At 70.8% G+C, this 20,459-nt stretch carries 13 protein-coding genes and 1 riboswitch; of the genes, 8 read left to right on the top strand and 5 right to left on the bottom strand.

What is annotated here, in order from left to right; all coding sequences use genetic code 11:
* The first annotated feature begins 537 nt into the window (after positions 1–537).
* The gene (locus tag CP981_RS30410) at positions 538–1,263 is read left to right on the top strand and encodes a transcriptional regulator (RefSeq protein ID WP_244329849.1); all 726 of its coding nucleotides are present in this window, start codon (positions 538–540) and stop codon (positions 1,261–1,263) included.
* Positions 1,264–1,350: 87 nt separating this feature from the next.
* On the opposite strand, the gene CP981_RS30405 is transcribed toward CP981_RS30410, so the two are convergent.
* Positions 1,351–2,889, bottom strand: a complete 1,539-nt coding sequence (locus CP981_RS30405) for a nucleobase:cation symporter-2 family protein (protein WP_085923867.1) — start codon at positions 2,887–2,889, stop codon at positions 1,351–1,353.
* A gap of 389 nt (positions 2,890–3,278) precedes the next feature.
* On the opposite strand from CP981_RS30405, the gene CP981_RS30400 reads away from it, so the two are divergent.
* Genes CP981_RS30400 through CP981_RS30390 form a run of 3 tightly spaced genes read left to right on the top strand, consistent with a single transcriptional unit; the run spans position 3,279 to position 7,436 of the window.
* Positions 3,279–5,666, top strand: coding sequence for an ABC transporter ATP-binding protein/permease (locus CP981_RS30400; RefSeq protein WP_085923866.1), 2,388 nt, complete (start codon positions 3,279–3,281; stop codon positions 5,664–5,666).
* A gap of 16 nt (positions 5,667–5,682) precedes the next feature.
* Positions 5,683–6,396 carry a hypothetical protein gene (locus tag CP981_RS30395; protein WP_085923865.1) on the top strand — a complete coding sequence of 238 codons (714 nt, stop codon included), beginning with the start codon at positions 5,683–5,685 and terminating at the stop codon, positions 6,394–6,396.
* Positions 6,393–7,436: a serine/threonine-protein kinase gene (locus tag CP981_RS30390; protein WP_085923864.1), complete on the top strand. Its 1,044-nt coding sequence runs from the start codon at positions 6,393–6,395 to the stop codon at positions 7,434–7,436. The genes CP981_RS30395 and CP981_RS30390 overlap by 4 nt, the downstream gene beginning before the upstream one ends.
* Before the next feature lie 48 nt (positions 7,437–7,484).
* On the opposite strand, the gene CP981_RS30385 is transcribed toward CP981_RS30390, so the two are convergent.
* Together CP981_RS30385 and CP981_RS30380 are read right to left on the bottom strand one after the other, a co-directional pair.
* The gene (locus CP981_RS30385) at positions 7,485–8,573 is read right to left on the bottom strand and encodes a hypothetical protein (RefSeq protein ID WP_085923863.1); all 1,089 of its coding nucleotides are present in this window, start codon (positions 8,571–8,573) and stop codon (positions 7,485–7,487) included.
* Positions 8,574–8,780: 207 nt separating this feature from the next.
* Complete coding sequence (locus CP981_RS30380) at positions 8,781–10,121, bottom strand: streptophobe family protein (RefSeq protein WP_425282174.1); 1,341 nt, start codon at positions 10,119–10,121, stop codon at positions 8,781–8,783.
* 387 nt (positions 10,122–10,508) lie between these two features.
* Between CP981_RS30380 and CP981_RS30375 the strand changes: the two genes are divergently transcribed.
* Together CP981_RS30375 and CP981_RS30370 are read left to right on the top strand one after the other, a co-directional pair.
* Positions 10,509–11,768: a DUF6777 domain-containing protein gene (locus tag CP981_RS30375; protein ID WP_085923861.1), complete on the top strand. Its 1,260-nt coding sequence runs from the start codon at positions 10,509–10,511 to the stop codon at positions 11,766–11,768.
* Between the two features lie 264 nt (positions 11,769–12,032).
* Positions 12,033–13,175, top strand: coding sequence for a L,D-transpeptidase (locus CP981_RS30370; RefSeq protein WP_085923860.1), 1,143 nt, complete (start codon positions 12,033–12,035; stop codon positions 13,173–13,175).
* Positions 13,176–13,258: 83 nt separating this feature from the next.
* Here the strand turns inward: CP981_RS30370 and CP981_RS30365 are convergent, their stop codons facing one another.
* Positions 13,259–14,317 (bottom strand): aldo/keto reductase, encoded by a 1,059-nt coding sequence (locus tag CP981_RS30365; protein ID WP_085923859.1) that lies wholly within the window; start codon positions 14,315–14,317, stop codon positions 13,259–13,261.
* Between the two features lie 200 nt (positions 14,318–14,517).
* A riboswitch (cobalamin riboswitch) is annotated at positions 14,518–14,705 on the top strand.
* Positions 14,706–14,877: 172 nt separating this feature from the next.
* Between CP981_RS30365 and metE the strand changes: the two genes are divergently transcribed.
* Complete coding sequence (gene metE, locus CP981_RS30360) at positions 14,878–17,202, top strand: 5-methyltetrahydropteroyltriglutamate--homocysteine S-methyltransferase (protein ID WP_085923858.1); 2,325 nt, start codon at positions 14,878–14,880, stop codon at positions 17,200–17,202.
* Between the two features lie 60 nt (positions 17,203–17,262).
* Here the strand turns inward: metE and CP981_RS30355 are convergent, their stop codons facing one another.
* Positions 17,263–19,320, bottom strand: a complete 2,058-nt coding sequence (locus CP981_RS30355; protein WP_085923857.1) for a phosphocholine-specific phospholipase C — start codon at positions 19,318–19,320, stop codon at positions 17,263–17,265.
* Between the two features lie 227 nt (positions 19,321–19,547).
* On the opposite strand from CP981_RS30355, the gene CP981_RS30350 reads away from it, so the two are divergent.
* Positions 19,548–20,450 carry a class I SAM-dependent methyltransferase gene (locus CP981_RS30350; RefSeq protein WP_085923856.1) on the top strand — a complete coding sequence of 301 codons (903 nt, stop codon included), beginning with the start codon at positions 19,548–19,550 and terminating at the stop codon, positions 20,448–20,450.
* Positions 20,451–20,459: the final 9 nt, after the last annotated feature.

Here is a 20,459-nt window from a genome sequence, read left to right as displayed (position 1 = left end):
GCGGTCGCTCTTCGGGTCCGTCTCCCGGGGGGACGGACACGGGCGCGCGGGCGCACGGCTGCTAAGGCAGGCTCCAAGCCTCGGAACGCATGGGCGCGTTCCAGCACTGATCGCATATGTGGGGTCCCATCCTGATCGGATTGTGGGGGAGGACCGGATGTCGGGTGTGCCGTCAACGAGCCCGCGCGGCGGTGCCCGTCGACCACTTCAGCCTCGACGCAGACGGTGACACCACTCCTGCTTCTGCGTAACGCTCTGATTACGTCCCGCCGTCCGCACGGTCTCAACGCATCGCTACCGCCCGGTAAGCACCGGGGCTTCGGCTATACCCAGTAAGCGAGTTGCGTCGCGAAATCGGACAGATAGCGCACATCTCCCACCGGCGCAGGCGAGCGGCCTCGCTCGCCTTCGAGTCGCAGGGGAACTGTAGATTCGTACCTATCGACCATCTGTTAATCTGCCCGCTCCTGGATGTTCCTCCATGCCCTCTCCCCCCAAGCACCCCTCGTTCGCCGGGTGCAGCGAGGTGTCCCGTACGTGTACAGCACTCCCTTCTCCCCCGCCGAGGCCAGATCCGCGCGGGCCCGGGTGGGCCTGAGTACGGCTCAGGTCGCCCAGTCCATGACGGCATGCGGTACGCCGGTCCGCCCCGAGCTGGTCGAGGCCTGGGAGTACGGATCCCAGATGCCGACCGAGGCGCAGCTGTTCGTCCTGGCCGATGTGCTGTGGTGCCCGCCGACGACGCTGATGGGCGCCGAGCCGCGGACCCTGGCCGAGCACCGGATGGCCCGCCAGCTGAGCGTGGAGCGGCTGTCGCAGCTGATCGGGATGGACCCGGCCCTCTACTGGGCGGCCGAGTCGGCACGGCAGTGGAACGGCGACTACCGGCAGACCAAGGCGCTGGTGGAGGCGCTGGGGCTGTCGCTGCGGAAGCTGATCGGGGTGATGGGCCGGGACGAGGAGTTGTCCGGGCATCTGCGGACGGCCATCGACGGGCGCTGGAAGTCGCATGTCGGGCCGGTCGCCAAGATCACCACATTGAACAAGACGCGGGTGAGCGACGCACTGCGCACGATGCACGGGGAGTTCGCGGAGTTCTCCGAGCGCTACATGGGGCATGTGGTGGCGCGCAACGACGACTCCCGGCTCAAGGAGGTCGCGGCCGAGCGCTCGGCGTATCTGCGCCGGCTGGTGGACCACTTCTGGGAGCTGATCGGGGATGCGGGCGAGGCACCGCCGTTCAACACGGTGCCGACGTACTGAGGTAGGCCGGCGCGGGCACCGGCGAAAAGGCGGGCGGGGAGGGAACCGGACATCCGGTTCCCTCCCCGCCCGTGGCCGTTGACGGACTCAGCGGCCGGGTATCCCCCAGTCCGGTCCGCCCTGCGGGTGCTGCGGCCCCGGAGCGTGCGGCGGGCCCGGGTGGTGGTGTGCCTGCGGGGTGTACGGGGCCGCCGGAGCGGGCGCGCCGAACGGCTCGTGCGCTTCCGCCGGTTCGTCGCCCTCGATCTCGTCCCAGTCGATCTCCATGGTCTTCCGGCGGGTGAAGACGTTGAAGAAGAGGTTCAGCAGGACGGCGGTCAGGCTGCCCAGCGTGATACCGCTGTTGAGGACCGCGCGGACGTCCTCCGGCATCCGCGTGAAGAACGGCTCGACCGCGTTCGGCAGGAGCGCGGCGGCGAGACTGACCGCGAGAATCAGGGCGTTGCGCTCCTCACGCAGATCCACCTTGCCGAGGATCTGGATGCCGACCGCCGCGACCATGCCGAACATCGCGACCGCGGCACCGCCGAGCACCGGATGCGGAATGGCGGCCACCGCACTGCCCGCCTTCGGCAGCAAGCCCATGACAATCATGAAGCCGCCGGCCGCGACCACCACGAACCGGCTCATGACCTTCGACATCCGCACCAGGCCGATGTTCTCGGCAAAAGCCACGTAGGGGAAGGAGTTGAAAACTCCGCCGAGGACAGTGGCGACACCGTCGGCGCGCAGCGCATTGGCGACGGTGGCGTTGTCGACCTTTTTACCGGTGATCTCCCCGATGGCGTAGACGTCTCCGGTGGTCTCCACCATGGTGATCAGCATGACGACGACCATGGCGATGATCGGGAACAGCTCGAACTTCGGCATTCCGTAGTGAAAGGGCGTGCTGACGCCGAACCAGGCGGCATTCTTCACGCCACCGAAATCCACATCGCCGAGGAGCCAGGCGACGCCGGTGCCGGCGACCAGGCCGAGCAGTACGGCGAGACTGCTCAGGTACGACTTCCCGAACCGGACCACGAGCAGGATGAAGAGCAGGGTGCCCAGCGCGTAGGCGAGGTTCTTGGGGTCGCCGTAGCCGGGGTGGCCGATCAACTGCGCACCGCCGGCCGCGTCCTGCAGCCCCTGCGGGATCAGGGTGAGGCCGATGATGGTGAGGATCGTGCCGATGACGATCGGCGGGAAGTACTTCACCAGCTTGCTGAAGAAGGGCGCGAAGAGGAAGGTCGCTATGCCCGCGGTGATCACCGCGCCGTAGACGACGAGCAGACCGGCGGTGCCGCCGCCCGCGCCCAGCCCGATGGCGATCATCGGGGAGACCGCGGTGAAGGTGACGCCCTGGACCAGCGGCAGTCTGGCACCGATCTTCCAGACGCCGAGGGCCTGGATGATCGAGGCGACACCGCAGGTCAGCAGGTCCGCGTTGATCAGATAGACGAGCTCCGCGCGGGACAGCCCCAGGGCATTTCCGAGAATGACCGGGACGATCACCGCTCCCGCGTAGAACGCGAGGACGTGCTGGAAACCGAAGAGGGCGAGTTTGCCGACGGGGAGTACCTCGTCGACGGGATGAGCCCGCTGCTGGGAGAACTGCTCGGGGTCTTGTCGGGAGACTCGTGCCATCTCTGCCTTGCCTTCAGGAGGTAGGTGAATAAGAAGGGACCGGCCCGTCGTGTCCCGGAGGACGGACGGGCCGGCTGGGTCTTACAAAGCCGACGTTCAGCGGTGTTACCGACACCACGTAGCCCTGCACCGCACTGTGCGTCCCGGGTTCCGCAGGACTTCTTTCGACCAGCGCGGCAAATTCCGGCATTTCCATGGAATTTGCAGGTGGGACCAATCGGAGCGTTCACCCTAGTTGACCTGTGCCGTTTCTCGCGAGTAACCGGCCGTATTCGCTCGCATAAAGGGTGATCGCGCCCCGAAATACCGTTTTAGGAAGGGGACTTTGTCTGCCGCGGGCGCTCCCGCGCCGACAGGCGGAGCCCGGCGCGCGGCCGTAGCATTTTGGTATGGCTGAGCGGCAGGATGCGCCCACCGCGCCGGAACTCGTCATCGAGTCCGACGGCAGCACCCAGGTGATGAGCCCCAGCCGCGTCTACCACGTCGGACGGGACCCCGCTTGCGAACTCGTGCTGCACGACGCCCGGGTTTCCTGGCATCACGCGGTGCTGCGGACCAAGTCGGGCCACTGGACGGTGGAGGACGAGGACAGCACCAACGGCACGTTCACCGACGGCCGGCGGGTGCACGAGACCGGCGTCGGGCCGGGCACGGTGATCCGGTTCGGCAACCCCGCGGACGGTCCGTGTGCGGTGCTCTCCAAGGCGTCACCACCACCGCCGCCGCCCACCCCGTCGGCGCCCGCGGCACCGGCGCCGCCGGCGACCCGCGTCGAGCGGCCCTCCGCCGTCTCGCACCCGGCCGGCACCCGTACCTTCCGCCAACCCAGCTCCGTACGCCCGCTGCCCGCCGCCCGGACCACCCGGATCGGCCGCGCCCCCGAAAACGACCTGGTCGTCGACGACCTCTCGGTCTCCCGCCGGCACGCGGAGCTGCGGGCCGGTGCCCAGGGCTTCGAGATCGTCGACCTGGGCAGCCACAACGGCACCTACCTCAACGGCCAGCCGGTGGACCGGGCACCGATGATCCCCGGCGATATCGTCGGCATCGGCCACTCCGCGTTCGCCCTGGTCGGCGACGAACTCCAGGAGTTCATCGACACCGGTGAGGTGTCGCTGGACGTACAGGATCTCGCCGTCCGGGTCGACAACGGCCGAAAGACGCTGATGGAGCAGGTGTCCTTCCCGGTGGGCGAGAAGACGCTGCTCGCCGTGGTCGGACCCAGCGGCGCCGGCAAGTCGACGCTGCTCAACGCGCTGACCGGGCTGCGCCCCGCGGACGACGGCACGGTGCTCTACGACGGTCGTGACCTCTACCGCGACTACGCCGAGCTGCGCCAGCGCATCGGGCTCGTCCCGCAGGACGACATCCTGCATCTCCAGCTGACCGTGCGCCGGGCCCTGAGCTACGCCGCGGAGCTGCGCTTCCCCGAGGACACCGCGAAGGCCGAGCGGCAGGCGCGGGTCGACGAGGTGATGCATGAACTGGGCCTCGACCAGCGGGCGAATCAGCCGATCCACAGCCTCTCCGGCGGCCAGCGCAAGCGCGTCAGCGTGGCCCTGGAGCTGCTGACCAAGCCGTCGCTGCTCTTCCTCGACGAGCCGACCTCCGGTCTCGACCCCGGGATGGACCGCTCCGTGATGCATATGCTGCGCGGGCTGGCGGACGACGGCCGTACGGTCATCGTCGTCACCCACAGCGTGCTGAGCCTGGACGTCTGTGACCGGCTGCTGGTCCTGGCGCCGGGCGGCACCATCGCCTACTACGGACCGCCGGAGGAGGCGCTGGCCTACTTCGGGTTCCAGCAGTGGCCGGAGGCGTTCGAGGCCTTCGAGAACGACAGGGAGCGTGACTGGGCAGGGCGATTCCGCGCCTCGCCCGAGCACCGGCGCTATGTCGCCGCGGACTCCCATCAGCCCGCGCGCGCCCCCGAGGCCCCGGCGGGCCCGGTGGCCGCACCGAAGGCGCAGAGCTGGGGCAAGCAGCTGCACACGCTGGTCCGGCGCTATGCGGCGGCGCTGACCGCCGACCGGACCTTCCTGATCATCATGGTCGCGCTGCCGTTCGTGATGGGAGCGATGGCGCACGCCCTGGCCGGGTCCGCGCTCACCCAGGACTCGGCGGTCAACGCGCTGCTGATCCTGTGCGTCGGCGCGGTGCTGACCGGTGCCGCCAACGCGGTGCGGGAGCTGGTCAAGGAGCGGACCATCTATCAGCGGGAGAGAGCCGTCGGCCTGTCCCGCTCGGCGTATCTGATGTCCAAGGTGCTGGTGCTGGGCGCGATCACCATCGTCCAGGCCGTCGTGCTGACCCTGGTGGCGCTGATCGGCGTCAAGCTGAACGCACCGGGCGGCAAAGGGGTGTTGATGCCGCCGCTGATCGAAATCACCCTCGCGGTGGCGCTGTTGGCGTTCACCGCCATGATGCTCGGCCTGTTCGTTTCCGCGCTGGTGCGGAAGGAAGAGGTCACCATGCCCCTGCTGGTGCTGCTCGCGATCGTTCAGGTCGTGTTCTGCGGCGCGCTGCTGAAACTGAACGGGGTGCCGGTGCTGGAGCAGCTGGCGTGGCTGGTGCCCTCCCGGTGGGCGCTCGGGGCCATGGCGGGCACCATCGATCTGCACCACATCATGCCGCAGGGGACCGCCGACCCGCTGTTCCAGCACAAGCCGGGCACCTGGCTGCTGAACATGGGCATGATGATCGTGCTCTCCCTGCTCCTGGGATTCGTGGTCACCAAGCTGCTGCGGCGGCACGAGCCCGAGATCATGCGCAAGTAGTGCCGAGGAGCCGCCTGTGACCTCGCCGGAATTCCTCCCCAGCCATGTCGTTCCTCCGGAAGGTATGGCGAGCTGGTCGGCCCCGGACACCACCCGGCCGTCCGCACCGCTCGATCCGCTGCTGCCGGTCCAGATCATCGACCGCCGCGGCGACTGGGCGCTGGCACTGTGCTCCAACGGCTGGTCGACCTGGGTCGACGGCCGGCTGCTGCTGGCCGTCCCGCGCGAACCGCCGGCCGCCGAGCAGGGCGCCGCCCGGACCGCGGACCCCCGCCCGCTGCTGGGCGCCGCGGAGGGCGAACTGAGCCGGTACCGGAAGCTGATCGAGGAGCTGGCCGCCGGGCAGCTGGACGGCGAGTCGTTCGCCCGGCGCACCCGCGGCACCCGGCTGGGGGTCGTGGTGGACGGCGATGCGATCTGGCTCTACGACGCCCGGCACGAGCGGTGGTGCTACTGCGACGGGGTGTCGCTGGAGACGTACGCGGTGACGGCGGGGCCGTCGTCCCGGTCCGGGGAGCGGCCCGGGTCCACGCCGGGCCCGGAGACACCGGACGAGCCGGGTCCGGTGGCGGATCCGCCGGCCCCCACGGCCGCCGCCCCCGGACCGGCGCCGGACCCCGGGGCGTCGGGCCCACCGGAGGGGCCGCCCCAGGACCCCGCCGCGACCCGTGCCCTGCACCCCGGTGAGCGGCCGCCCCCGCCGCCGAACCCCGTGGGTGAGATCCGGTGAACGGCGCGGCCCCCGGCCGGCCTCATGACCGCTCCACCGCTCCCGACTCCTCCGGGCTGCGCGGGCGGCAGATCGCCGAGTATCTGCTCCAGGACGAGATCGGCCGGGGCGGGATGGCGGTGGTCTACCGCGCGGAGGACCTGCGGCTCGGCCGTACGGTGGCGGTGAAGGTGCTGGCGCCCGAGCTCGCCCGGAACGACACCTTCCGGCAGCGCTTCGCCCATGAGTCGCGGGTCGCCGCGGCGATCGACCACCCGCACATCGTGCCGGTCTTCGAGGCCGGGGAGACCGAGGGCGTGCTCTACATCGCGATGCGCTACGTCCAGGGCCGGGATCTGCGGGCGCTGCTCGACCGCGACGGGCCGCTGTCGCTGGAGACCGCCTGCCGGATCGCCCTCCAGGTGGCGTCCGCGCTGGACGCCGCCCATGCGCACGACCTCGTGCACCGGGACGTCAAACCGGGCAACATCCTCATCGCCGAGGGCACCGACAGCGACCGCCCCGAGCACGCCTATCTCACCGACTTCGGGCTGACGAAGAAGTCGCTGTCGCTGACCGGGTTCACCAGCGTCGGCCAGTTCGTCGGCACGCTGGACTATGTGGCGCCCGAGCAGATCTCCGGCCGCCCGGTGGACGGCCGCTGCGATGTCTACAGCCTGGCCTGCGTGCTGTTCGAGATGCTGACGGGGGCGCCGCCGTTCCGCCGCGACGACGACATGGCGCTGCTGTGGGCGCATCAGTACGATCCGCCGCCGGCCATGACGGAGCTGCGGCCGGATCTGCCGGAGACCGTCGACGCGGTGTTCGCGCAGTCGCTGGCCAAGGCACCGGAGAACCGCTACGAGACCTGCCGGGGTTTCGTGGCGGCACTGCGCGCGGCCGGCCGGGCCACCGTCCCCCCGACACCGGCCGGCACCCCGCAGGCGCACCCCATGACCCAGGTCGACGTCCCGGCGGACCCGGGCGGCCGGCGCAGCGCGGCACCCCCGCCACCGCCGCGCTGGGCGACACCGATGTTCCCGGGGCGGACGGGGCCCTAGGCGATGTCGCCTTGCTCCTGACGCGGGCGTGACATCTGACGACAGAAACTAGGAACGGGTGGCGGTCGCGCAGCCGTTGTCCGGGGCCGTCGTGCCGTTGCTCGTGTCGATCGGCTTGCTGCGGTCGTATGGATCGACGCGGTGGGCGTCGGCGGGCTGCTCGTCGGCTGTGCCGAAGGGCGGCACGAAGTAGCCGGTCGGGGCGGAGCAGCCGCCGTTGGTCATGTCGAGCGCGTACGAGACGAGGGACATCGTGCCCGGTTCGGTGATCACCTTGGCCGGGTCGTCCCAGTTCATCACCACCTTGCGCCGCACGATCGTACGGATGACCTCGCCGTCCCGCCCGCTGTCGGCTGCCGGGGTGACCGGGTACACGAAGGTGACGTCCGCCGTCACCTCGACCGCCCCCCGTTTCCCCTTCCGGTACGCGAGTCGACCGCGCGTCTTGACCACATCACCGACCAGCCGGGCCTGCTCCGTCCGGAAGCGGCTGAACAACAGCAGCGGGTTCGTCTCGGGCGAGGGCGCCGTCGACGACAGGGCGGTACGGAGATACTCCTGGACGTCCTTCTGGTGCGGGTTCAACAGCGCGATCGCCTTCGCGGGCCGCTCGCCGCGCAGCACGCCGGAGTCGAGCCCCGCGGCCACCAGGAAGTCCCGGCTCTGCCGCAGTGCCCGCTCGACCTGGGCGGCGTCCATCCAGCCGGTCGCCTCGGCCGGTGGCACCGTGATCCCTGCCGCTCCGTCAGCCCAGCGGACGGCAGGCGAACCCCGGAAGGGTTCAGCGAGGGTAGGGCGCAGATTCGGCTCAGCGCCGGGCGCCTCCCGCGGGGCTTGCGACTCGGCGGCCAACGACGCCCCGTCCCGCCCACCGTCGGAGCCACCGAACCAGCCGACCACCCGCTCCGGGAAGAGGCCCACGACCAGGAGGACCACGGCCGCCACCAGCCCGGTGACATACCAGCCTGTCCTGCGCCGGGGCCGGGCCGGTGTGTACGTACGCCAGCCCGCCGGCTGCCCAGAGCTCTCCCGCAGCCGCCGCTCCACCTCACGGGCGCGCGCCGACGGCTCCACGGGAGCCTCGGCCGCACCCGCCACCGATTCGCGGAGGAACCGCTCCCACTCCTCTTCCGACACGGACGACCCGTCCCGCCCCCCAGCCCCGCTCACACCGCACTCCCGTTCTCGCTCGAAGGCTCGATGCCCGATGGCTCGATGCCCGATCGCTCGATCGCCGCATGATCGCATGGACATGCCACCGGCCTGCCGGGGCGGTGGGTGAAGTGCCGGGCCACCGCGTGGTTCCGCTGCCACCGGCGCGGGCGTGACATGTGACGGCGGAACCTAGCGCCCGTCCGGCTCCCGTCCCCCGTCCGGCTCCCGCCCGCCACGCGGCTCCCGTACCTCACCCGGATGCCGTACGCCCCGCGCCAGCAGGCTGCCGAGGAAGCCGGTGACCAGCCCCCAGACGAGGCCCACACCCACCAGCCGGAGCAGCTGGGGTTCCAGGGTGACCTCGCCGCCCAGGTCGCCGCCGAGGTCGCCGACGCCGATCACGGAGAGCCCGTAGTGGGCTGAGATCCGGGTGAGCAGTCCGACGACGAACAGGGTGAGCGCCAGCGCCACGGCCATCTCGACGGCGTGCCGCCAGGCCGGCAGCCGGGCCGGGGAGCGGACCGCCGCGGTGAAGGCGGCGGCGAGCAGCACCACGGCCGCCACCGCCACCAGCAGCCAGGCCCGGCGGTCCTGTTCGGCGAGCGAGCCGAGGTCGAGGGTCCGCTGTCCGTGGGTGCGGAGCACCTGGTCGAGGGCGTGCGGCAGGGGCAGCCCCAGGGCCTTGTCGACATGCCCCACCCAGGCGCCGCCGGTGCCGATGCCCAGCGCCATCCAGGCCACGTTCGGCAGCCCGAGGAAGATGACGGCGAGGGTCTCGGACGGGCGGTCCTTGGTGATGAGCTCGACGATGCCGACGATCAGCCCGATCACGGCGTAGGCGAGCAGCGTCAGCACCATCGCGTGGGCGGGGGGCCGTACGGAGTCCTGGTAGTGCAGCAGCCGGGGCGAGAGCGGGGCGCGCCGGGAGACGAGGAAGGTCAGCGCGAGCACCGCCAGCACCCACAGCAGCCCGACGCCGAGCGTCGCGGGCACATCGGCGCGGAAGCCGACGGTGGGGGTGGCGCCCAGCTCGGATCCGATCTGCTCGGCGAGGTCGTTGCCCACCGAGATCCGGAAACTGTGCCGGGCGGCGAGCGACAGCAGCAGCAGAAGGACCAGCCAGCACACCGCCGTCCGGGCGATCCGGGCGAGCAGCTCGCGGGTGCCGGCCACCGCGCGGTGCCGCAGCGGCAGCAGGAAGACGAAGGCCAGCACCAGCGCTCCGGCGAGGGTCACCGACAGCGGGACGACGTCCAGCGCGGCATTGGCCTCGGCGATGACCCCGGCGTCGCCGGACAGCCCCACCGAGCCGCCGGCCGCGACGAGCACGGTGGCCGCGACCACGGACGGGAAGGCCCCGCCGGGGAGGTCGGTGGCGCCCGCGGCCCACAGGCCGATGGCGGCGACCACGATCATGGTGACGAGGGCCGCCACGGCCGCGCCGAGCGCTTGCGCCCAGGCCCGGACGGCGGGCGGTGCGCCATGGGCACGCACCGGGCCCGGGGAACCGGCTGACGCGGGGCCTCGCATCTGGCTCAACCTCTCTTCTGCCGGGCACGGACCGCGCTACCCACGGTCCGCCCGGGGTGGGCGCATGCGCCGACGGGCGACGGGCGAGGCGACGGAAGGTGCTTCCCGGTGCCGTGGAACACGCAATTCCGTGCATTTACCGCAGGGACGGCATGCACGCACCACCGTAAGCACCGACGTGCCGCCCCGCTTGCGGACGGCGCGACTCCCGGACACACAATGTCCTTGACCTAGACAAACCGGGCGAAATTCGCATAGCCGGATGGCCCACACGCGTCGGAAGAGGCACCCGTGACATCTCCACCGCCGCCTGACAGCCACCCGACAGGACCGCCGTCGGGTCCGCTCTCCGGTACGCCGTCCAGCCCCGGGCACGAGCCGACACAGGTGGGCTCATGGCCCGGGCAGACACCGCCGGAGGAGCCCACCCAGCCCGGCTACCGCCCGCCGCCGGGCGGCCCCGGCAAGGGTGGCGGAGGCGGCGGGGGTGGCGGAGGCGGCCGCGGCGGCGGTGCCGGCGCCGGCGGGCCCTGGTGGCGGTCCGCGCCGCGGGTCGCGATCATCGCCACCGCCGCGGTCGTGGCGGTGGTTCTGATCGTCATCTTCACCCGTCCGGGGGGCGGCACCAGTGAGGTGTTCGCCGAACCGGCCGCCTCGACCGGACAGGACCCGGTCACCAAGTCGTCGGCGAAGGAGTCCTCCCCCACCCCCTCCGCCACGCCCAAGCCGGCCGGCGGCGGCAACAGCACGTTCTCGGGTGCGACGCCCGGCCTCTACGGCGGGACCGAGAACAGCGCGAGCTGCGATGTCGAGAAGCAGATCAGCTTTCTGACCAGCGCCCCCGCGAGGAACCAGGCGTTCGCCGGCGTCCTGGGCAAACAGCCGGGGGACGTCCCGTCCTATCTGCGTACCCTGACGCCCGTTCAGCTGACCTATGACACCCGGGTCACCAACCACGGCTTCAAGGACGGCAAGGCCACCACCTTCCAGTCGGTGCTCCAGTCCGGCACCGCGGTGATGGTCGACTCGTACGGGGTGCCACGGGTGCGCTGCAAGTGCGGCAACCCGCTGACGCCGCCGGTCGAGCTCAAGGGTGATGTGAAGACGGTCGGCACCAAGTGGCCCGGATACCAGCCCTCGCACGCGGTGGTCGTCAAGCCCGCGAAGTCCAAGATCAAGGAATTCACCCTGCGCGACCCGCAGACGGGCAAGTGGTTCAAGCGCCCCGAGGGCACCACCGGCGCCGAGGACCGCACGACGTCCGCGCCGGCCGAGACCCCCAGCGGTCCCGCCTCGTCCCAGCCCCCGCCGGGCCAGTCACCGCCGCCCACACCCGGGTCCACCGAACAGCCCACCGGCGGCACCGGCAACTCTCCGACGGAGACCGGCGGCGGGACGGGGACCCCTGGCGGCCCGACCGACACGTCGAACGGCGGGACGACCACGGGGGAAACCTCCACCGGGACCGGTGAGACCACCACCGGCACCACCAACGGGGAAACGACCACCGGCACCACCAACGGGGAAACCACTACGGGCAACACCAACGGGGAAACCACCACCGGCAACACCACCGGCAACAACACCACCGGCAACAACACCACCGGTCAGTCGACCCAGGGCGGTGGCTCACCACCGTCCACCTGACACCCGGGCGGTACCGGAAAACAGACGAAGCGGCGGGCAACCGGAAGGTCGTCCGCCGCTTTTTCACGTTTCCGATATCGAACTGTGTCCTGGAAATCCGGTGCACCGAACAACCACCCGAGCAGACAGACCCTCTGCATAGACGGCGGGTCCCCAAGCAGCCTTTGACGGTCACCCCGTGACGGGGCCGGGATCCGCCGCTGCCAGCTGTTCTGCTTCGGAAGGATCCCCGTGCTCGCCGGACCACGTCGCCACTCTGCCCGGTTGATACCCGCCCTGACCGCGGCTGCCGCGCTGCTGACCGCGTGCGGCGGCGGCGCCGATGCGTCGAAGGCCGACCAGCCGGCCACCAAGGTGACCGTCACCCCGGCCACCGGAAAGACCCCGGCCAAGCTCGGCTCCCAGATATCCGTACGGGCCGACGGGGGCAAGCTCACCTCGGTCGAGGTCGAGAACGACAAGGGCGGCAAGGTCTCCGGAGAGCTCTCCGGCAACGGCGCGGCATGGAAGTCGGACGGCAAGGTCATGCCGGACACCACGTACACCGTGCGGACGAAGGCCAAGTCCGACGGGGGCAAGGAGTCCTCGGCCACCTCGAAGTTCACCACGGAGAAGGCCGGCAAGGTCAACAAGCTCACCAACACCCCGTCCGGCGGGCAGACCGTGGGCACCGGAATGCCGGTGTCGATCCTCTTCGACAACCCGATAGCCAAGGACCGGCAGGCCGAGATAGAGAAGGCGCTGAAGGTCACCACCCAGCCGAAGGTCGAGGGCTCCTGGGGCTGGGTCAAGGACTACTCCGGCAAGGACCGGATCGACTGGCGGCCCAAGGACTACTGGCCGTCCGGCACCAAGGTCTCCGTGAAGGGCGCACTGTCCGGCCTCAACTCCGGTGACGGCGGCTGGTTCGCCCGGGACTACAACTTCGGCTTCACCATCGGCGCCGACCACAAGGCCGTCATCGACGTCCCCTCGCACACCCTGACGATGTACGAGAACGGCAAGAACGTCGGCAGCATCACCGGCTCCGCGGGCTCCCCGCAGGACCCGACCCGCGGCGGGGTGCACACCGTACGCAGCAAGAACGCGGCCGAGACGATGGACTCCGCCACCATCGGCCACGGCAGCGAGTGGATGCTGGACTCCAAGTGGGTCACCCACCTCACCGCGTCCGGGACGTTCCTGCACTCCGCCCCGTGGAACAAGCAGCTCGGCCAGGTCAACAACAGCCACGGCTGCTTCGGCATGAGCACCTCGGACGCCAAGAGGGCCTATGACTTCCTGACGATCGGCTCCACGGTCGAGGTGAAGGGCACCACCAACACCAACAAGACCGATGTCGGCAACGGCCTGGAGGTCTGGCAGGAGAGCTGGCAGCAGTGGCAGCAGCGCAGCGCGCTGAACTGACCCGGCCGGCACCCCCGCGCTGAACGAAACGGACGCCGCCGCCTGACTGTTCAGGCGGCGGCGTCCGTCATAGGGGCGTCGGGTCAGCGGATCTCGCTCGCCGTACGGCGGTAGGTGGAGCGCCGGTCCTCGATCTCGGCCCAGCGGTCGCCGTAGACGTTCTCGATGATGCCCGGCTGCCGCAGGAAGTCGTGCGGGAAGCCCAGCGGCACCGCGCTGGTCCGGTCGAGCCGGTCCAGCGCGTCGGCGTCCAGGGTGACATCGACGGCGCCGAGATTGTCGCGCAGCTGGCTCTCCTTGGTGGCGGCGACGATCGGAATGATGTTGCCGGGCCGGCTGCGCAGCCATGCCAGGGCCACCTGCGCGGGGCTCCAGCCGCCCTGCTCGGCGACCTCCAGCACCGCGGTGAGGGTCTCCTCCTCGCGGTGGTCCGGGGTGCCGCCGTCGTCCACGGCGGCCAGCCGGCCGGTCTCCCCGCGGCGGTACTTGCCGGTGAGCTTGCCGGCCGCGAGCGGCGCCCAGGCCAGCACGGCCAGATCGAAGGCACGGGCCTGCGGCAGCAGTTCCCGCTCCGGCGTCCGCTCCAGCAGGTTGTAGCGCAGCTGTGAGCCCGCGAACGCGGTCCAGCCGCGCAGCTCGGCAAGGGTGTTGGCCTGCGCGATCTCCCAGGCGGGCCAGTCGGACACGCCGATGTAGAGGACCTTGCCCGAGCGCACCAGGTCATCGAGCGCCCGCATGACCTCCTCCACCGGCGTGAAGTTGTCCCGGGCGTGCACCCACAGCACATCGAGATGGTCGGTCCGCAGCCGGTCCAGGCTCGCCTCCACCGACCGGACCAGGTTCTTACGGTGGTTGCCCGCCGCGTTCACATCGCCCTTGTGGGTCGCACAGGTGTATTTGCTCGCCAGAACGAAGCGGTCCCGGCGGCCTTCCAGCAGCTCACCGAGGATCCGCTCGGAGGTGCCGCCGGTGTAGTTGTTCGCGGTGTCGATGAAGTTGCCGCCCGCGTCCGCGTAGGCGTCCAGGATCCGGCCGCTGGTGTCCTTGGCGCCGCCCGGGCCCCCGTCGTCGCCCATGGTCATGGCGCCCAGACTCAGCTCACTCACCCGCAGACCGGTCCTGCCGAACAGTGTGTAGCGCACGAGGTTCCCTTCGTTCAGCGACAGCCGTTCAGCGACAGCTGTAGGTCGTACGCCCACGCTAGGAGCTGGAGTGCACTCCAGGGCAAGCCACGGCACCGCGGGCGGGGGCGCGTGGTGGCCCCGGCGGTGGCCCATGTCACCTGCGGGAGGTCCGGTCGCGGTGTCCGATCCGGGCGGCAGCGCCTAGGGTGGCCGGTGCAACTGGTTCGCCCTGCCCGCCAGGCAGGCGCGTCGCAAGAGGGAACCCGGTGGAATTCCGGGACTGCCCCGCAGCGGTGAGTGGGAACGACCGCCGTCATACGCACTGGGCCCGGCCGGGTCTGGGAAGCGACGGCCAGTAGATGTCCGCCTTCGGCGGATGTGCCCGCGAGTCCGAAGACCTGCCAGTGCCCCCGCGCGACCGGTGCGCGGGGTGATCTCGGTGACCTCGAGGGCGGGTCGGCGGACACTCAGGCGGGCACGGCCGGCGGCAGAGCGCCGGGCCCCGCCGGGTTTGCCGTCCCTTCGCGCCCTCGACCCGTCCCGTGGTCCATGGAGACAGACTCGCGAAGGAGAGTTCCGTGACCAGCAGGTCCGCAGCCGCGGCAGCACGAGCGACCGTGCACGGCTACCCCCGTCAGGGGCCGAACCGTGAACTGAAGAAGGCCATCGAGGGCTACTGGAAGGGCCGCGTCGACGCCGACGCGCTCCGCGCCACCGCCGCCGATCTCCGCCGCGGCAATTGGCAGCAGCTCGCCGCGGCCGGCGTCCATGAGGTGCCGACCGGCGACTTCTCGTACTACGACCACGTCCTGGACACCAGCGTGATGGTCGGCGCGATCCCGGCGCGGCACCGCGCCGCGGTGGCTGTCGACGGGCTGGACGGCTATTTCGCCATGGCCCGCGGCACCCAGGACGTGGCGCCACTGGAAATGACCAAGTGGTTTGACACCAACTACCACTATCTCGTACCGGAGTTGGGGCCGGACACGGTCTTCGCCGCGGACTCCTCCGAGCAGGTCGCCCAGCTGACGGAGGCACGGGGCCTCGGGCTCGCCGCCCGGCCGGTCCTCGTCGGGCCGGTCACCTACCTCCTGCTGGCCAAGCCCGCACCCGGCGTCGCGGCCGGCTTCGATCCGCTGACACTGCTCGACCGGCTGCTGCCCGTCTACGCCGAGGTGCTCGCCGATCTGCGGGCGGCCGGCGCCCGCTGGGTGCAGCTGGACGAGCCGGCACTGGTCCAGGACCGCTCCCCCGCCGCGCTGAACGCCGCGGCCCGCGCCTACCGGGACCTCGGTACGCTCACCGACCGCCCGCAACTGCTGGTCGCCTCGTACTTCGACCGGCTGGGCGAGGCACTGCCGGTGCTGGCCAAGGCACCCGTCGAGGGCCTGGCCCTGGACTTCACCGGGCCCGCGGCCGGCAACCTCCAGGATCTCGCGGCGGTCGGCGGGCTGCCCGGCAAGCGGCTGGTCGCCGGTGTCGTCAACGGCCGCAATGTGTGGATCAACCACTACGAGCAGTCGCTGGCGACCCTGGGCACACTGCTCGGGCTGGCCGAGCAGGTCGATGTGTCGTCCTCCTGCTCGCTGCTGCACGTCCCACTGGACACCGGGGCCGAGCGGGACATCGACCCGCAGATCGTCCGCTGGCTGGCCTTCGCCCGGCAGAAGACCACGGAGATCGTGACACTGGCGCGCGGTCTGGCCCGGGGCACCGGCGCCATCGCGGCCGAACTCGCCGCCAACCGCGCGGACCTGGCCTCCCGGGCGGGCTCGACGCTCACCCATGACCCGGCGGTGCGCGCCCGCGCCGCGGCCGTCACCGACGCCGACGGCCGCCGTTCCCAGCCGTACGCCGAGCGGTCCGCCGCCCAGCGTGCGCACCTCCGGCTGCCGCTGCTGCCGACCACCACGATCGGCTCGTTCCCGCAGACCGCCGGACTGCGCACGGCGCGGGCCGATCTGCGGGCCGGACGGCTGGACACCGAGGGGTACGAGGAGCGGATCTCGGCGGAGATCCGTGAGGTGCTCGCCTTCCAGGAGAAGGCCGGGATCGACGTCCTGGTGCACGGCGAACCGGAACGCAACGACATGGTCCAGTACTTCGCCGAGCAGCTGACCGGCTACCTCGCCACCCAGCACGGCTGGGTGCAGTCCTATGGGACCCGCTATGTCCGGCCGCCGATCCTGGCCGGGGACATCTCCCGTCCCGAGCCGATGACGGTGCGCTGGACCCGCTATGCCCAGTCGCTGACCGAGCGGCCGGTCAAGGGCATGCTCACCGGCCCGGTCACCATGCTCGCCTGGTCCTTCGTCCGCGACGACCAGCCGCTGGGCGACACCGCCCGCCAGGTGGCGCTCGCGCTGCGCGACGAGGTGAACGCCCTGGAGGCGGCGGGCACCTCGGTCATCCAGGTCGATGAGCCCGCCCTGCGCGAGACGCTGCCGCTGCGCGCGGCCGGCCACGCCGCGTACCTGGCCTGGGCCACCGAGGCGTTCCGCCTCACCACCGGCGGGGTCCGTCCGGACACCCAGATCCACACCCATATGTGCTACGCGGAGTTCGGTGACATCCTCCGGGCCATCGAGGACCTCGACGCCGATGTCATCAGCCTGGAGGCGGCCCGCTCCCATATGCAGGTCGCCTCGGAGCTCGCCACGGCCGGCTATCCGCGCGAGGTGGGACCCGGGGTCTATGACATCCACTCGCCGCGCGTCCCGGACGTGACCGCGGCAACGGCCTTGCTGCGCAAGGGACTTGCCGCGATTCCCGCCGAACGGCTGTGGGTCAACCCGGACTGCGGTCTGAAGACCCGCGGCTGGCCCGAGGTGCGGGAGGCCGTGGAGAACCTGGTCACCGCGGCCCGGGAGATCCGCGGCGGTCTGCCCGGCGGAGCTTCCTGAGAGCGTGCGGGCCGAGGCCGGCACCCGTGGGGGTGCCGGTCCCGGCCCGTCGTGGGCGGCTCAGCCCGTGATGATCGCCGGGTCGCTCACGCCCGGCTCGCCGGTCTCCACATGGCCGGCGAACCGGCGCAGGAAGGCGGGGTCGGTGTCGGAGGTGACCGACAGGTCGTACCAGCGCTTGCTGGCCCGCAGGTCGATCGACTTCTTGACGGTGGCGCCCGCCCGGACCGGGTAGGTCTCGGCGGGGCCGCCGTAGGCCTGGGTGACGGTGAGATGGCAGTCGGTCTTGCCGGGGTTGGTCAGGGTCAGTTCGACGCGGCCGGCCGTCTTGTCATGGCGGGCGGTCACCTCGGGCCCGGTCTTCTTGCCGTTGCCCTTGAAGGTGCGCAGGAAGCCGTTCGGGCCGTAGACGGACAGGTCGTAGACGTCCTTGGAGTAGGACGTGTTCCAGGTGTCGGAGATCTTCTTGCCGGCCTCCGTGGTGTATGTCCAGGGGCCGTCGGTGCGGTTGCCCGCGGTGACGGTGAAGCAGGCGCCGGCCTTGTCGCCGCTCTTGAAGGTGAGGGTGAAGCGGCCGGTGGAGGGGGTCGCGGACCCGTCGACGAGCGGCTCGTACGGCAGCGGGCGGGCGGGGCGGGAGCCCGGCTCCTGCTTGGGCAGCACGGGGTTGGCCGGCGGCTTCGGCACATAGCTGTCGTGCCGCTCCTTGTCCGGCGGCTGGAAGCCGTCGGTGGCGGGCAGCGCGGCCGGCTTGGTGTTCTCCAGCCCGAAGTCGAAGGCAGAGGTCAGGTCGCCGCAGATGGCGCGCCGCCAGGGCGAGATGTTGGGCTCGTGGACGCCGAAGCGACGCTCCATGAAGCGGATGATGGAGGTGTGGTCGAAGACCTCGGAGCAGACGAAGCCGCCGGTGCTCCAGGGAGAGACGACGAGCATCGGGACGCGCTGGCCGAGGCCGTAGGGACCCGCGGAGTACTTGGCGTTGCCGCCGAAGCTGTCCAGCGCGGTGTCCACGGTCGACAGACCCTGGTCGGCGGAGGCCGGCGGGAAGGGCGGCAGGACGTGGTCGAAGTAGCCGTCGTTCTCGTCGTAGGTGATGAACAGCGCGGTCTTGCTCCACACCTCGGGGTTGGAGGTGAGCGCGTCCAGCACCTGGGAGACGTACCAGGCGCCGTAGTTCGAGGGCCAGTTGGGGTGCTCGGAGAAGGCCTCGGGGGCGGCGACCCAGGAGATCTGAGGCAGCTTGTCGGCCTTCACATCGGCCTTGAGCCGGTCGAAGTAGCCGTCGCCCTCCTTGGCGTTGGTGCCGGTGCGGGCCTTGTCGAAGAGCGGGTCGCCGGGCTTGGCGTTACGGTACTGATTGAAGAAGAGCAGTGAGTTGTCGCCGTAGTTGCCGCGGTAGGCGTCGTCGATCCAGCCCCACTTGCCGTCCGCGTCCAGGCCGTCACCGATGTCCTGGTAGAACTTCCAGGAGATCCCGGCCTTCTCCAGCCGCTCCGGGTACGTCGTCCAGTCGTACCCCTCCTCCTCGTTGCCGAGGACCGGGCCGCCACCCTTGCCGTCGTTGCCGACATGACCCGTGTACATGTAATAGCGGTTGGGGTCGGTCGCCCCGATGAACGAGCAGTGGTAAGAGTCGCAGACGGTGAAGGCATCGGCGAGCGCGTAGTGGAACGGGATGTCCTTACGCGTCAGATGGGCCATCGTCCCGGCGGTCTTCGCCGATATCCAGTTGTCGTACTTGCCGTTGTTCCAGGCCTTGTGGCCGCCCGCCCAGTCGTGGTCGAGGCCCGCGATGAACTGCATGCCGAGGTTCTCGGCGTCCGGGTGGTAGGGCAGCACCTCCTTGTCGCCGTCCGGCTGGTGCCAGACGGACTTGCCGCTCTCCAGGACGAGCGGACGCGGGTCACCGAAGCCGCGTACGCCCTTCAGCGCGCCGAAGTAGTGGTCGAAGGAACGGTTCTCCTGCATCAGGACGACAACATGCTCGATGTCGTTGATGGATCCGGAGCTCCGCTTGGCGGGGATGGCTGCGGCGCGGGCGATGCTGCTCGACAGGGCCGACGCGCCGGCGGTGGCACCGGCGATCTGGAGGAAACGCCGCCGATTCAATTCAGGCATGGTCTGGGAACCTCTTCGCGTGTGGGGGAGTTGGCGAAATGACGGGTGCTGATGTGCGGTTGTGTGAGGAGTGGTGCGAAACCACGGTCAGCAGAGTGTTCCAAGAGGAACGAGCGCCAGGGAAGGGGGGGTGTCGCAGGTGTGACACACCGCCGTACGCACGACGAACTCCCTGGTCGCGGATGTCGCACGGTCGATAGTTGAGCATTTCGGGCAAGGAGGACGTGATGGACCGGAGCAGCGAGCGGCACACGGACGGGGACCGGGCGGCCCGGCTGCCGGAGGAGGTCGCGGCCGGCAACACCGCCCAGGCCGAGGCCTGGAACGGGGACGACGGGGAGTACTGGGTCCGGCAGCGCGCGCATCAGGAGGCCCGGTACCGCCGGCTCACCCCGCGGCTGATGGCGGCGGCCGGGATCCGGGCGGACAGCCGGGTGCTGGACATCGGATGCGGCAGCGGCGGGACGAGCCTGGAGGCGGCGCGGGCCGCTGCCGAGGGAGCGGTGCTCGGGGTCGATCTGTCGGGGCCGATGCTGGCCGAGGCCCGGAAGCAGGCCGCGACGGCCGGACTCCCGCAGGCCACCTTCGCGCAAGGAGACGCTCAGGTCCACGACTTCGGGGCCGCCGCGTTCGATGCCGTGCTCAGCCGCTTCGGGGTGATGTTCTTCGCCGATCCGGAGGCCGCCTTCCGCAACATCGCCCATGCCCTGCGCCCCGGCGGCCGGCTGGCCTTCCTCTGCTGGCGGGACCTGGCGCAGAACGCCTACCTGACCGTGCCGTTCGAGGCCCTCGCCCCGTATGTGCAGCCGCCGGACTTCGGTGCCCCGGGGGAACCGGGCCCGTTCTCGCTCGCCGACACCGCCCGGATCAGGACGCTGCTGGAGGGTGCCGGATTCGACGGGATCTCGGTCGACGCGGTCGACGAGCCGATGTGGATGGGCACCGACGAGGACGATGCGGTCGCGTCGCTGACCGATACGCCGATGGTCCGCAAGATGCTGGCCGCGGCCGACGAGGAGGCGAGGGCCGGGGCGCTCGCCGCCCTCCGGCACACCATGGCCGCCCACCGGGGCCCGGACGGGGTCACGCTCGGCAGCGCCTCGTGGCTGGTGACGGCCCGGCGGCGGTGAGAACCGCGG

Source organism: Streptomyces platensis (assembly GCF_008704855.1).
GTDB classification, from domain to species: domain Bacteria; phylum Actinomycetota; class Actinomycetes; order Streptomycetales; family Streptomycetaceae; genus Streptomyces; species Streptomyces platensis.
This window is presented reverse-complemented; position numbering and strand designations above follow the sequence as displayed.